The 13,762-nt window shown below is 36.1% G+C and carries 16 protein-coding genes; all 16 read left to right on the top strand.

Translation table 11 applies throughout. The features are described from left to right. The first annotated feature begins 4 nt into the window (after nucleotides 1-4). The 16 genes from HBB17_RS19290 (at nucleotide 5) to HBB17_RS19215 (ending at nucleotide 13,710) form a co-directional block, all read left to right on the top strand. Nucleotides 5-1,150, top strand: coding sequence for an ABC transporter permease (locus HBB17_RS19290; RefSeq protein WP_167959144.1), 1,146 nt, complete (start codon nucleotides 5-7; stop codon nucleotides 1,148-1,150). Next, nucleotides 1,147-1,980 carry a methyltransferase domain-containing protein gene (locus HBB17_RS19285; RefSeq protein ID WP_167959143.1) on the top strand — a complete coding sequence of 278 codons (834 nt, stop codon included), beginning with the start codon at nucleotides 1,147-1,149 and terminating at the stop codon, nucleotides 1,978-1,980. Before HBB17_RS19290 ends, HBB17_RS19285 begins: the two co-directional genes overlap by 4 nt. Before the next feature lie 16 nt (nucleotides 1,981-1,996). Then, nucleotides 1,997-2,872, top strand: coding sequence for a carbon-nitrogen hydrolase family protein (locus HBB17_RS19280; protein ID WP_167959142.1), 876 nt, complete (start codon nucleotides 1,997-1,999; stop codon nucleotides 2,870-2,872). After that, nucleotides 2,844-4,043, top strand: a complete 1,200-nt coding sequence (locus HBB17_RS19275) for a phenylacetate--CoA ligase family protein (protein WP_167959141.1) — start codon at nucleotides 2,844-2,846, stop codon at nucleotides 4,041-4,043. Before HBB17_RS19280 ends, HBB17_RS19275 begins: the two co-directional genes overlap by 29 nt. Before the next feature lie 33 nt (nucleotides 4,044-4,076). Continuing rightward, on the top strand, nucleotides 4,077-5,207 hold the full coding sequence (locus HBB17_RS19270; protein WP_167959140.1) for a 3-dehydroquinate synthase II: 1,131 nt from the start codon (nucleotides 4,077-4,079) through the stop codon (nucleotides 5,205-5,207). Between the two features lie 13 nt (nucleotides 5,208-5,220). Further along, nucleotides 5,221-6,558 (top strand): phenylacetate--CoA ligase family protein, encoded by a 1,338-nt coding sequence (locus HBB17_RS19265; RefSeq protein ID WP_167959139.1) that lies wholly within the window; start codon nucleotides 5,221-5,223, stop codon nucleotides 6,556-6,558. A 2-nt stretch (nucleotides 6,559-6,560) separates the two neighbouring features. Further along, complete coding sequence (locus tag HBB17_RS19260) at nucleotides 6,561-7,325, top strand: amidohydrolase family protein (protein ID WP_167959138.1); 765 nt, start codon at nucleotides 6,561-6,563, stop codon at nucleotides 7,323-7,325. A 19-nt stretch (nucleotides 7,326-7,344) separates the two neighbouring features. Then, nucleotides 7,345-8,178, top strand: a complete 834-nt coding sequence (locus tag HBB17_RS19255) for a 2-amino-3,7-dideoxy-D-threo-hept-6-ulosonate synthase (protein ID WP_167959137.1) — start codon at nucleotides 7,345-7,347, stop codon at nucleotides 8,176-8,178. A 334-nt stretch (nucleotides 8,179-8,512) separates the two neighbouring features. Further along, nucleotides 8,513-8,884 (top strand): hypothetical protein, encoded by a 372-nt coding sequence (locus HBB17_RS19250; protein WP_167959136.1) that lies wholly within the window; start codon nucleotides 8,513-8,515, stop codon nucleotides 8,882-8,884. 25 nt (nucleotides 8,885-8,909) lie between these two features. Next, complete coding sequence (locus HBB17_RS19245; protein WP_167959134.1) at nucleotides 8,910-9,344, top strand: NUDIX hydrolase; 435 nt, start codon at nucleotides 8,910-8,912, stop codon at nucleotides 9,342-9,344. Nucleotides 9,345-9,521: 177 nt separating this feature from the next. After that, nucleotides 9,522-10,004, top strand: a complete 483-nt coding sequence (locus HBB17_RS19240) for a GNAT family N-acetyltransferase (protein ID WP_167959133.1) — start codon at nucleotides 9,522-9,524, stop codon at nucleotides 10,002-10,004. A gap of 15 nt (nucleotides 10,005-10,019) precedes the next feature. Further along, complete coding sequence (locus HBB17_RS19235) at nucleotides 10,020-10,835, top strand: amidohydrolase family protein (RefSeq protein WP_167959132.1); 816 nt, start codon at nucleotides 10,020-10,022, stop codon at nucleotides 10,833-10,835. Between the two features lie 169 nt (nucleotides 10,836-11,004). Continuing rightward, a complete protein-coding gene (locus tag HBB17_RS19230; RefSeq protein WP_167959131.1) occupies nucleotides 11,005-11,709 on the top strand; it encodes an HDIG domain-containing metalloprotein in 705 nt (234 codons plus the stop codon). 74 nt (nucleotides 11,710-11,783) lie between these two features. Continuing rightward, entirely contained in the window at nucleotides 11,784-12,377 is a 594-nt protein-coding gene (locus HBB17_RS19225) for a hypothetical protein (RefSeq protein WP_167959130.1), read from the top strand. 14 nt (nucleotides 12,378-12,391) lie between these two features. Beyond that, a complete protein-coding gene (locus HBB17_RS19220; RefSeq protein ID WP_167959129.1) occupies nucleotides 12,392-12,955 on the top strand; it encodes a hemerythrin domain-containing protein in 564 nt (187 codons plus the stop codon). A 329-nt stretch (nucleotides 12,956-13,284) separates the two neighbouring features. Next, nucleotides 13,285-13,710 (top strand): hypothetical protein, encoded by a 426-nt coding sequence (locus HBB17_RS19215; RefSeq protein ID WP_167959127.1) that lies wholly within the window; start codon nucleotides 13,285-13,287, stop codon nucleotides 13,708-13,710. Nucleotides 13,711-13,762: the final 52 nt, after the last annotated feature.

Below are 13,762 nucleotides of genomic sequence, written 5' to 3'. Positions count from 1 at the left end.
GCGTGTGAAAATTATCGTATTGAATTTAAAAAGAAATATGAGAGGTATATTTAATATTGTGTTGTTTTTTATACCAATTCTCGCAGTAATCCTATATACACTGATCTTCCAGCTGAGCCAGGAGCAGTCGGATTCAAAAAAAGCGTTTGCTGAATGTAAACTTGGAATTGTGGATTTGGATCAGACCGAATTTACAAAAGAGATGACAGCATACTTGGAGGATAAGTATACCATAAGTGAGATTAAGCAAGAGATTGCCCATCAGTACTTAATCAAGAACAAGGTGAATTATATAGTAACATTTCAAAAAGGGCTGACCAGTCATGTTTATGCTGGAATGGAACCTGTTGGAATTGAAATTACGGGATTACAGACCAGTGGGATACTGACTTTTTTGGAAAAGGATATGAATGGATATCTAGATCGGTATGTAGTTGCAGGGAAAATCACAGAAAATCAAGAAGAGTATGAAAAATTCCTAGATACAATAGAGACAAAAGCGGTGAGTCTAATAGTTGATTCCTTCCAAGAGAAAGAAGATACATCAGATGGTAATGCCCAATATATATTTTGGGGATTTGTTATCTTTTTTATGATTTATTACAATTGTTACTTCTGCAATAAATTATTTGAGGATAAAGTTCATGGATTAGTGGTTCGTGCTTCAAATACGAATTATACATATGGGAAGTATCTATTGTCTTTGATTGCAGGGGAATTCTTATTAAGCATTTTACAAATCCTGATTATCGGAGGATTTCTAGCAGGTTTTTCATCAACCTATACAATTTCTGAGATTGCTAGTATCGTGATCGTCTTATTAGAAGCAAGTCTTCTTGGACTCATTCTTGGAATTCTACTATGTACATTATCTAGGAGCAAGAATATGCTGCTTGCATTAATCAACATTGTAATCAACGTGTTAGCAATGTTGGGCGGATTGTATTGGGCTTTGGACTATATGCCAAACTATATGCTTGTAATTGCGAAGGGAACACCTACATATTGGCTTAAGGTTACAATGAATGAGGTTTTGGATGGGAAAGTAGTATTTGCTATATTCTCAAGTTATGTAGGGCTTGCATTTATTCTTGCGATCTTTCTTTTTACCTTACTTATGAACAAATGGTTAAGGAGGCGAGATGCATGAGTACAACAGTTTTTAACCAGCTATATCTTGACTATGAATCGGAAGAAAATCAATCCTATTACGGGCAGATTGGAGAAAAGCTTCTTCAATATATTCGAAAATACAAAGATAATTTTGAGGAAATTCTAGATATATGTTGTGGAACAGGAATCGTTAGTCAAAAACTACGAGAACAGTATGGGCAAGCGAATATTGTTGGTTTGGATATTTCTCAAAATATGTTATCCATTGCAGAGGCAAAGAGACTAGAGAATGTTTCGTTTTATCAATATGATGTGAACAAAATTGAGACTTATGAACAGAAAGTCGATCTGATCATCTGTAATTACGGAATTCAATGGCTTAATCTTAGAACAATTGGAAGTATTGGTGATACGCTTCGAAAAGGTGGGATTTTTGCTTGTACACTTCCTGGATATACCATCGGAAATGTGAAAGTCGAACAAGGTGCAAGTTCCTTCATTGGCAATATGATATTTAAAGCAATCATTGATGTTTCAAAAAGTAAAAAAGAATATCTTTCATTGCGTTATCCAAAAAAGATTATCTCTACCTGGTCAGACTGTATTGAAGCTTCGCAAGTCATTGATATGGCAAAACAAAATGGACTAGAATTATTGGAAAATAAGGTGGAAAAATTCACTATCGAATTTAAGGATGTGAAAAACCTTGTCTGTAGCATCTTAGCCCGTGGCACATTTGGTAATACATTTGCTGATGTTAAGGAAACGTTCCTATATGATTTGATTGAGCGATTGGAGGAATTACAATGCAAATACCAGAATTGCTGTGAAGAGAATATCTCTCAGTATTTGGTATTTCAAAAATAGATAAGGGGGAATACAGATGAAACATATAAAGATTGGTGTTGTACAGACACCAACCGTATTTGGAACAAAAGAAGAATTGTTTTCTATAATCAGGAAACAGCTAGAAATAAAAGCAGTGACGTATGATTTAATCTGCTTACCAGAACTTTTTGCGTCTAAAGTGAATCTGGTTCATCTTGATGCATCAGCAGAAGGGGAGGAAGGGCAGGTGGCAGAGTTCTTGCGAAGTTTATCTGTGAAGTATTCCTGCTATGTGACTGGTGGATTCCTTGAAAAAGAAGATGGGGAATATTATAATGCTGCATTACTTTTTGATCCACAAGGAGTATGTATAGGAAAACATAGAAAACTTGCATTGAATGCATTTGAAGAGCAATTCATGACACCAGGGAATCATGTAACAGTTTACGAGACAGATCTTGGTCGAGTTGGCATGATTATTGGAAATGACTTGAATGCATTGCATGTTTGTGGAGAACTTGCAGCAAAAGATGTGGATCTCATGATCTGTATGACACAGGTACCAGGAGAATATGAGGATATTATTGAAACGGTTGCGATATCACGTACTATGGATATTCCATGCTACCTAGTCATGGCATCGACCATTGGGACATGTAATATTTCTCGTATTGAATTTATTGGGTTAACGGCTCTGTTTAAGAATCCTAATCTGATGGATGATATGCTTTGTTGTAAGCCTTTGGATTTTAAACTGGCACAATGTACGCAAAATGAATATGAAATTTTATATGAAGAAATAGACATGCAAAATTTTTTGAGAGAAAAAGACTTTGCTCTTAATCGAATTGCACATAATGAGATTAAGGAGCTTCTTTATAATCAAAAGGAGGAAATAAAGATTGAATGTTCAACAGGAATTGCTAAATAAATTAAATTCTGCCTTGAATCATGCAGGAAAAAGTAAATTCTATCAAAACAAAGGCTTACAAGGGCAAGTGGAAAGTATAGAAGATTTTCAACAGATTCCACCTACTACGAAAGAGGATTTAAGGAATTGTGATCCGCTGGATGTACTTTCTGTTGATATGGGGAAGATACAGGAATACCACGAGTCTTTTGGAACAACGGGTAAACCTGTTCCAGTTTGGTATTCAAGGTATGACATGGATCAACAGGTGAAACAATTGAATAGTCCAGATTTAGATGTAAAAGAAACGGATATTGTTATGATACGTTTTCCATATGCAATCTCCATTCCAGCACATATTTTTTCTCGAATGTTTATTGAAGAGAAGGCAACAATTATACCAGTCAGCAGAGGTTCTTTGGTTACGCCTTATACACGTGTGATTGAGATGCTTAAAAGGTTAAAGGTTACAATCTTAGCGTGTAATCCTACCGAGGCTATTGTGTTAGCTGATGTAGTGAAAAAGTTAGGGTTAGACCCGAAGAATGATTTTGCGATTCGTGCAATCTGTGTTGCTGGGGAGCTACTTTGTTTGGAACGAAAACAGATCATTGAGGAACTTTGGGGGTGTGAAGTTTTTGTATATGGAGGATCTACGGAAGCAGCAAATGTTTTTGTTTCCTGTAAAAAGGGACATTTGCATTGTCATGAAGACTTCTATATTGAGGTCGTTGATCCTCAGGACACAACGAAGATACGTACAGAGGGGAAAGGGCTGATGCTAATCACATTGTTGAACAAGGAAGCATTTCCTTTGATACGATATAATACTGGAGATCTGGTGGAATTACATAAGAATACCTGTGACTGTCGGTTGAGTGGGGATATTCTAATCCATCATGGTAGAGAAGTTGATCAGATTACAATTGGGGATAACAGTGCAACAATGCTTGAAATTCAAACTGCTCTCTATCAGAAGAAAGAATTAGGGATCGTTAAGTATTGGAAAATGAAACAGGAACAAAATGAACTGGTATTCTATGTTGAAGGAGAAGTGGAAAAAGCATCAAAGGAGATAACTTTGAATCTTCCATTTCCGAATAGAGTTCATATTGTTGAAGTTGGTACAATTCAAAACATTGAGCAATTACTTGTTACAACAGAATTACGTAAAGCATCATACATTATGTAGAAAGGACATGCCACTGGCATGAAGGTGAGAACAATGGAGAAAGAATTATGGCTTGACATCACTGATAAGAATGAGAAAAAAGGTTATGAATTATTGAATTATGCATTGAATACGGGGTACACAGGTGTTTATCTTGATCAAAAGCAAATGAATCTGTCAGAGAAGATTCCGAAGAACATTAAGATTTTTTTACGGGTAAATCAGGAAAATAAGAATGATATTCGCAAATATATTCAGGAACACAAAGAAAATCGATTTGTTGTACTGTTTGACGATCAAGATAAGGGCTTGGATGAATTCTTTAAGAATAACGAAACAGGAATCTATATCTCACTGAATGATCGAGAAAGTATGGAAAAATCGATTCGATTAAGTGAATTCTATAAAACCATAATCATACAATTTGAGTCTGTTACCAATATCCCTCTTGAGTTGATCTTAGCTTATTCCCAACAATATAAGAATACAATATGTAAACGAATTCAAAATAGTGAAGATGGGTGGATTGCATCAATGACAATGGAGATGGGAAGCCAAGCTGTTTTATTAAAAACAGATACCATTGAGGAAATCAAAAATCTGAAAGAGAAGGTGGAAGCCTTGCTTAGTAATTCGATTGAAGTGGAAGAGCTAGAGGTGGAAGGTATTCAACATATTGGTATGGGAGACCGTGTATGTATTGATACCATCAGCAAGCTAGATGCAGACGAAGGAATGATTATCGGATCAACCTCCAATGGTGGAATCTTAGTAAGTTCTGAAAACCATTATTTACCTTATATGGATTTGCGACCATTTCGTGTGAATGCAGGTGCAATTCATTCCTATGTTCTTTGTCCAGATAATAAAACCAAATATTTGTCTGAATTAAAGGTTGGAGACGAAGTTCTTACAGTTAATTCACAAGGAAAAGTACGCGCGGTTAGTGTTGGACGGATAAAGATGGAAAAAAGACCAATGCTATTGATTAAAGCCATTTCAAAAAAGACACAAAAACAAGTAAATGCTATTGTGCAGGATGATTGGCATATTCGAATCCTTAGTAGTAAAGGAAGTGTTAAGAATAGTGTACTTCTACAGGCGGGAGATTTGGTATTGGGATATATTATGAAAGCGGGAAGACATTTAGGAGTTGCTATTGATGAAACCATTATGGAGAAATAAGGGGGGGAATCGTATGAATAATTTAGCTGAATATATTTGCTTTCATGGAATACGTGATTTTTCTGTACTGAAAGAATACCAGGAAGAAATGAAAGACATCACAAAAATGAGTGGAGAAGAGATTGTCCAATATCAGGATAAAGCTTTGAAGGATCTGCTTGATTATGTATATGAGAGAAACACATATTATCGGAGTGAACTTGATAAAATTGGATATCGTCCAGATGGTAAATTAACAAAGCAAGTATTCGAAAAATTAAGACTTACTACACGTGAAACCATTTCTACAGAACGGGATATTTTACGTTGTGTGGAGAAAGAAGACATTTTACATGTACATACATCAACGGGAACGTCGGGGGCAAAAAGCAATTATATTATGTATACGGTAAATGATTTGTACGGAAGTGATCTTTTACCAAAGATGGGAGACTTATTTGAACTTAAGAGAACCGATGTCGTTGCTATTGCACTTCCTTATGAGATGAGTTCAGCAGGACAATCTTTTCAACGAGTAGTACAGATTGGTTATGGGGCAACTGTTTTACCGGTTGGAAAAGGAGGCGCATATTCAGAACCAAAGAAGGCAATCCAGCTGATGAAGGATATGGATTGTAATGTCTTGTTTTCTTCACCTTCCTATACGGTTGAATTAATGAGAGCAGCTGAAGAAGAAGGCATTGATTTGCTTAATGACCTTAAGATAGACCAGATTTGGTTAACAGGGGAAGGATGTTCGGATGCATTCCGTAAGAAAATTGAAAAGAAATGGGAAGCGGATGCGAGGTTTTATTATGGTTCATTAGAATGTGGAGCAATTGGTATTGAATGCAAAGAAAAGAATGGATATCATATACCAATTTCCCATATTTATTTGGAGATCATTGATCCAGAAACGGGAGAAGTTTTGGAAGATGGAGAAGTTGGTGAAATCGTTGTAACAGTGCTATTAAAAGAAGGAACACCATTAATCCGTTACCGAACACAAGACCTAGGCTTTTTGGATCCCCAAACCTGCGACTGTGGTATTGAGCTGAAGAAACTTTTCTTAAGAGGCAGAAAGATTGATCAGATTGAAATTGATGGAAATGCCTATGCGCCAATCTATGTGGAAGAGATGTTGATGCGACAGGAAGAAGTTGGGGAAAATTATTATATCAATGTGTATCCACAGTATGCAGAAATCGTCATCGAGTTATCCAGTGATACAACCTATTATGAAGGGATTGAAGAAGTAATATCCAGCAAAGTTGAGTTCGCTTGTGGCATTCCCAATAAGATTGTTGTTAAGGAACGAATTCCTTATGTAGGGAAAAAAGCAAAACGTGTGAATTACATAAAGGAGGAGTAAGTATGATTATTGATGGACATGTTCATATGGGAAAAGGTACTTTTGGTACGTTAGAAGAATTAGAGGCAGATATGGCAAAAGCCAAAATTGATAAAGCAGTTTTGGTGCCTGGTGGAATGCTTGATGTGCGTCAGATGACCAAGTATATTACAGGGGAAGTACAACCTGATGGAGAGTATATTCCAAATGATATCGTAGAAAGATTGATAAAAAGCCAGCCAGACAAATTCTATGGATTTTATTGTGTGAATCCTTTGAAACGTACAGAAGCAGTGAACGATTTTGAAAAAGGAATCAAAAATGGTTTCTCTGGACTTAAGCTAGCACCACTGGTACATGGCTTTTCTCTTGCATCTAAGACGGTAATGGAATTGGCAGATTTATGTGGTCAGTTAGAGGTCCCATTTTATAGCCATACCTTATTTTCACCTGGTGCTTCTACCAAGAAAATGGGAGCATTAGCCAAAGCATTTCCTCGAACTAACTTTATTATTGGTCACATGGGATTTGGACCAGCAGATGTGGAAGCGATGGAATATGCACAGCAATATGATAATGTTTATTTGGAAACGTCACAAGGAAGTTATGCAGGGATCCTAACGGCATATCATAAGTGTGGTAGCAGAAAATTAATCTTTGGAAGCGAGTTTCCGCTATATAAACCAATTTGCAGCTTAATGACTGTTCAGGAACTTGGTCTACCGGAACAGGAATTAAATCAGGTGTTATATGAGAATATGGCAATGCTACTGAAAATTAACTCTTAAGAATAGTGAGGTGTGGAATATGATTGGTAAGCAGAAAAGATTGAATCGTATCTTTGGCGGACGCGAACGTACGATTATTGTACCAATGGATCATGGTTTTACCGATGGACCCATCGATGGAATCGCAGATATGGGACGTACGTTGCAAAATGTTTTACGTAGTAATGTTGTGAATGCGGTTATCTTACATCGAGGAACGCTTATCCACAACTATAGCTTATTAACAAATCCAGATTTGTCTTTAATCATGCATCTTTCAGGAAGTACTTCCTTATGTGATCGAGGGTTGAAGAAAATCCAGACTGCTTCCGTTGATGAAGCAATTGCATTAGGCTGTGATGCTGTATCCGTTCATGTGAATCTTGGAAATGAGTATGAATCAGCTATGCTTTCTAATATGGCTTATGTAGCAGAGGAATGTGGCAAAAAAGGAATGCCACTCTTGGCTATGATGTATGTTCGCGGGAATGCAATTGCAAATGAAAGAGAATTAAAATACCTAAAGCATGCAGTAAGAGTAGCTGATGAAATGGGAGCGGATATTGTAAAAGTCAACTATTGTTTAGAAGGAGAGAACTTCGAAGAAGTAGTAAATGGATGTCAAATACCAGTTATCATTGCAGGAGGACAATATCAAGGAAAAGATAGCTTATTACATCTAATCTCGGATGCTATGAATAATGGTGCAAAAGGAGTTTCAATCGGTCGTGGCGTATTCCAGTCCAACGATTGCCAAGAGCTCTTACAAGATATTGCAAAAATCGTACATGAGCCAAAGAATTTGCAAGAGATAAGAGCCGTGTATGAACCTGACCCTGCTCTCCAGCAATTGTTGTATAAGACGGCTAAATAATACAGCTAAATGATACAGCATGGCACATTTGTTAGTGAGAAGAGGTATACTAGTATAAAATATATGAAGTAATTGAAAACTATTAGTAAGATAGAAACTTGTAATAAGATGCTACCTTAAATAGCAAAAGGTAAATAAACTAAAATATTGTCATAAATGAAAAGAATAAAAGAGATGTTTACTTTGTGGTGTGTTGTATTTTCGCCCTTTGTAAAACATCTCTTTTTTCAGTTTGCGCAAGATGTAATATTATGGATACAAACGATAAATTAAACGAAAATTAATAGCTATACTATCATTATTTGAATTCGATGTAATTAAAGAAGAGGTTCTTGTGTGCTATAATGATAAAGATAAGGTTTATTATTACCTGTTTGACGATGTTATACGTGGCGGAATTTATGAAGTGAGTTGGAATATGCGTGCAGTCTCTTTGGAAAATAAAACGATAAAAGAAACGTATCTATATAGTAAAGATATGACGATAGAAGAAGAGCAGGAAAGCTATTGCTATTATGATGGAATGGGAAATATAATTAGTGAGGAAGAATATAAGAAGCTTGTTGAGCAGAAAGTTTCATCATGTGATGTGTTAAATGCTACAATTCATTGGGAAAAGAATACAGCGGAACAATGGAAGGAAATGGATCGAATAGAACTACAAGATAAATTGGCTACATCCTATGAAAATTTCACCATTAAGTAATACAGGATAGAAGGGAGATAAAGGAATGCAAGGATACAATTGTATTATGGTGTTCAATGTACAGAAGGATCATTTATTGTTTTGTAAGAGAAGGAAAGAACCTTATAAAGGATTATATAATTTTGTAGGAGGAAAGATTGAACCAGGAGAAGAGGGAATGGATGCAGCCTATCGGGAATTATATGAAGAAACAGGAATTCAGAAAGAACACATCGACTTATATCATATGATGGATTTTACGTATTATAATCAAGATTGTTATGTAGAAGTTTATGTAGGGTATCTTAAGGAAGATGTGACATTAATCGCCGAATATCATCCGCTTTACTGGTTAGAACGAAATGAGGATTTTTTCAATATGAATCGCTTTGCTGGAGAAGGAAATATTGGCCATATGGTGGAGCAAGTATTACAATATGGTAGTGGATCTTTAGAGAAAGATACAAAGAAGGACAATTAAAACATATGATAAATGAAAGATAAAAGATATGATAAAGATAAGATAAAATAAAAGATAAGATAAAATAAAAGATAAGATAAAATAAAAGATAAGATAAAATAAAAGATATGATAAAATAGAAGATAAGATTAAAAGAAGTAAAATAATATAATTTGGGGAGTAAGAAAGGGGAAGCGTATGAATAACGAAATCGTATTAAAGAAATTTAGAGAAGAGGATATCGCATTATTTAAACAATGGCTCTATAAACCTCATGTAGCACGTTGGTATGAACAACCTTTGAGTTGGTTAGAGGAGATTGATAAAAGAGATACGGAGTATAGGTGGATACAACATTATATTGTATGGGAGCAGGGAAGACCAATGGGATTCTGCCAGTATTATGAATATGTCAGAAGTGGAGAAGACTGGAATGGATCAATTCCTGTTCAAGGAACGTACAGTATGGACTACATGATTGGGGAGGAAGAATTCCTTCATCGAGGATATGGAAAACAGATTGTATATGCACTAATCGAACAGATTGGCAATCATAATAATGCAAAACGAATTATTGTTCAACCAGAGAAGGAAAATCTGGCATCGTGTGGAGTGCTGCAAGCTAGCGGATTCCGTTATGACGATGAAAATGAACTATACATTATGAATTTAGATGAATAACAGGAGGCATAAGTCATGATTATAGATACACATGTACATATTGGTGACCAGGTAAGTTTTAATATGACTGAGGATATGGTACTTGCTTCCATGGAGAAGTATCATATCGATTATTCCATTGTATCGAATATAGAAGGGGTAGAATATAACAATAAGGGAATCCTGCTTCCGAAGGAAAAACAAAAATCGCAGATCGATGTGTTTCAAAAAACCCTAAGGTTTGCAAAAGCATATCCAGAGCAAATTGGTGTGATGCCTTGGGTTAAACCGGTAACAGAGCGTGTAGATCAAGAATTTGTTCAACTAATGGAAGAAAATATACAATATATCCGTGGTATTAAGTTGCATTCTTTTTATTCAAGAATCGGAATGGATGATGCACGGCTACAACCATATATTGACTTAGCAAGAGTATATAATCTTCCAATGGTCTGCCATACAGGTGGATGTGAGGAGGCAGATCCTATTCATATGTATCGTGCAGCGAAAGCAAATCCAGAGGTCCGCTTTGTTATGGTGCATATGGGACTAGGAACCGACAATAAAGAAGCAATTGAGTTAATGGAAGATGCTCCAAATCTGTATGCAGATACAACATGGGTACCAATAGAATCGTCGCTAGAAGTAATCAGACGTTATGGTAGCAAACGTATTGTATTCGGAAGTGATATGCCTATTGATGGAGTCGATACATATTATTGTAACCCGAAAGGGGAACGTTCTCTTTATCGGGATTATTTTGAAAAATTAGAAGAACAAATCGGTTCGGAAGCATACGAAGATTTGATGTACAAAAATGCGAGGAGAATATTTCACGTGCCTGTTAATTAAGCAATGAAAACGTCCTACGAGTTTTCATTGGTAGATTGTTACCTGTGGTTGTCCTTTTGATGTGAAGAGTTTAAAGTATGAATTTTACACATAACAGATAAGAAAAATGCGCATACTTGGAGAGTAGATAAGATAGGAATCATTAATTAGAGAGGAATACTACTAAAAGATGCTACAAGAAGAAGCGCAAGAGTTGTTTGATGAAATTATGAGCCATTTGTTACAAGATGAATGTCCATCTGAATATATGAATACATTACTACAAGAAGAAAGGTTTCAAACGTATCCATTCGTAATGTTGTATGAACTAAAAGGCACCAAACAATCGCCCATTCATCATCCGGAAGGAGACGCATGGAATCATACAATGTTAGTTATTGATGAGGCTGCTCAGATAAAGAAAAAAAGCAGAAATGATGCTGTATTTATGTGGGCTGCTTTGCTACATGACATTGGAAAACCAAGTACCACGAGAATACGCAAAGGAAAAATTACCTCTTATGATCATGATAAAGTAGGGGAATCCTTGGCAAGAGAATTACTCGAGTATTCTATATCAAGAGAGCGTGTGGAGCATGCGGATCTGTCGAAAGAGCAATTTATTGAGAATGTTTCAAGCTTGGTCAGATACCATATGCATGTATTATATATAGGAAAGAATTTGCCCTTTTCAGATCGACCAGGTCTGATGCAGAGGACAGATATCCGAGAAGTAGCTTTAATTGGTTATGCAGACCGAATGGGGAGAACTTGTGCGGATCGATACCAGATTCGCAAGGATATTGAACATTTTTATCATATCTGTAAAAGAGAAAAGAAAAAGATACAGGAAAAAGGACCGAAAAATAAATCTGTTGTAAATACAACAGAGTAACATGCACTTTTATTGTATACTTTCATCTATAAGAGTAAACATGACATCACAAGAATAGAAAAGGAGTAGAAGAAATGAGTGCATTTTTAGGGCCAATACATTATTGGTTATTTAATAAAATACAAATACAAGAGCAGTTCGCAAAAGAATTAGCTGCTCAACTAGGAAAGGAGACCGTGCTGCCACAATTACGGGAAGAGCTTACTAGCTTACCGGAAGGAAATCTGGAAGACATAATTGAGACAGATAATATTCACGGATGGCTTCAAGAAAAGATTCATCTTGTTGAAAAACAGTTAGCATGTGTGGTGGAGAGCTTGTTAGCGAACGGCGTAAAAGTGGAAGAGGTCCATGCGGTTGCATTTGCATTTGGTAAGAATATCACAAAATTAGCTGGGACATCGACAGCAAAAGAAGCATTCACATATTTAAATGATACCTTATTAGACGGTATGCCTTGCGACCATGTCAATCAAATCATGCAAGAAGAACAAAACCAAGTAGTTTGGATGAGAACAGTACAATTGCATGAGGAATTTTGGTCAGAGAAAGCAAGAACAGAAAACCAATATGATCGGTTAAGAGACCATTTGATTCAGGGAATTCTTGCACCTACGAACTTAAAGTATGAGAATGAAGCAAATCGTCGCTTTACCATTTTTAATTAATAAGGAGGACAATCATGTACGGAGTAGAGGTACTTGTGAATGAGCATGATCAAATCATGCGTATGGCAAATGTAATGCGAAGAGCAAGCCTTCATGTCTTGAATGGTGGCGACCTAGTTGTGCAGGATTTTGATCATATGGTTGATTTTGTGAGAAATTATGCAGATCAGCACCATCATAGAAAAGAAGAAAAATTACTTTTTGATTATATGGTGAAGGAATTAGGGAATATCGGGATAAATCTTGTGAAACATGGAATGTTAGTTGAACATGATTTGGGACGGTTGTATATGGCAGAGTTGGATCAGGCATTACGTGCATATGAAAACGATGCAGACAATTCCGATGCAAAACTTGATATTATCACCAATACAACAGCATATACCTATCTGATCAAACGCCATATTGCGAAGGAAAATGAAGTAGTATTTACGTTTGGTGAAAAGAATTTGAAAGAAGAAAGTAAAGCTTATATAGATAAACAGACAAAAATCATTGAAGAAGAAGCACAAGAGATTGGAGTCCAAGTAAAGTATATGGGTATACTAGAAGAACTGGAAAAGAAATATCTGGTGTAGGTGTAACTAATAGACTTACACCAGTCACAACCACCTAGAAAGAGTATATGTGAAAAAGAATGTTGCAGAAGATGTGACATTCTTTTTTTGTAGGAAAGCCCTCCTACTTTCCTATAGTAAATTATCCGGGGGATGCGCACTCACACATAAGGGTGATGTCAGCTGAAGCTGACTGTGCTTGGCGCGGAGAACAAAGTGTGAAAAATGCGTTTACCATTGACTTGATATGTATGATATGAAATGATACTATAAAATTAATTGATTGGAATGGAGGTATCGTATGATTCATTCCGTGTGATCTGGTAAGTGGAGTTAGTGGAGAAGGACATATGTGGAACCGTCTCTATATCGGTTCAAAGCAATACCATATTGATGTTACATTTGCAGATTATCTGAATAATAACTATAAGAAAGCATCGGATATAAGAAGAACGTATTATCTGAAGTCTGCTTATGATTTTATGGGCTCCCATACCTGGAGTGGAGCGGATTATACCCCATATAAATTCAGCAAGAAGTGGAAATCAATTGACCGTAATAATATTAAGACGACAGAACAGTTACGAAAAGCAGCAGTATATGCAGCATATGTATGTAGAAATGGGAAGAAAGCAACTTACAAATTCAAGATTACAGGGAGTGGTGTTAATGTGTCGTGTGGTCAATACGTAATTAGTTATGGATTTGTTTTTAGTATACGAGCCAGCTACAACAATGGTGTACTTACAATGTCCTTTAATGAAAATGTATATTAATCACTTAATTTCGCTCTTGAATGTTTTGAACGAGTAGGCGATTGCTATATTC

This window comes from Anaerosporobacter faecicola (assembly GCF_012070565.1).
GTDB lineage: Bacteria > Bacillota > Clostridia > Lachnospirales > Lachnospiraceae > Anaerosporobacter > Anaerosporobacter faecicola.
The sequence above is the reverse complement of the archived record's forward strand: the minus strand, read 5'-3'. Positions and strand labels throughout refer to the sequence as shown.

Coding starts and splice junctions, on each gene's coding strand:
- HBB17_RS19285 (WP_167959143.1), top strand. CDS start 1,147: ATGAGTACAACAGTTTTTAACCAGCTATATCTTGACTATGAATCGGAA.
- HBB17_RS19220 (WP_167959129.1), top strand. CDS start 12,392: ATGTACGGAGTAGAGGTACTTGTGAATGAGCATGATCAAATCATGCGT.
- HBB17_RS19245 (WP_167959134.1), top strand. CDS start 8,910: ATGCAAGGATACAATTGTATTATGGTGTTCAATGTACAGAAGGATCAT.
- HBB17_RS19255 (WP_167959137.1), top strand. CDS start 7,345: ATGATTGGTAAGCAGAAAAGATTGAATCGTATCTTTGGCGGACGCGAA.
- HBB17_RS19260 (WP_167959138.1), top strand. CDS start 6,561: ATGATTATTGATGGACATGTTCATATGGGAAAAGGTACTTTTGGTACG.
- HBB17_RS19270 (WP_167959140.1), top strand. CDS start 4,077: ATGGAGAAAGAATTATGGCTTGACATCACTGATAAGAATGAGAAAAAA.
- HBB17_RS19280 (WP_167959142.1), top strand. CDS start 1,997: ATGAAACATATAAAGATTGGTGTTGTACAGACACCAACCGTATTTGGA.
- HBB17_RS19265 (WP_167959139.1), top strand. CDS start 5,221: ATGAATAATTTAGCTGAATATATTTGCTTTCATGGAATACGTGATTTT.
- HBB17_RS19215 (WP_167959127.1), top strand. CDS start 13,285: ATGTGGAACCGTCTCTATATCGGTTCAAAGCAATACCATATTGATGTT.
- HBB17_RS19230 (WP_167959131.1), top strand. CDS start 11,005: ATGCTACAAGAAGAAGCGCAAGAGTTGTTTGATGAAATTATGAGCCAT.
- HBB17_RS19240 (WP_167959133.1), top strand. CDS start 9,522: ATGAATAACGAAATCGTATTAAAGAAATTTAGAGAAGAGGATATCGCA.
- HBB17_RS19235 (WP_167959132.1), top strand. CDS start 10,020: ATGATTATAGATACACATGTACATATTGGTGACCAGGTAAGTTTTAAT.
- HBB17_RS19225 (WP_167959130.1), top strand. CDS start 11,784: ATGAGTGCATTTTTAGGGCCAATACATTATTGGTTATTTAATAAAATA.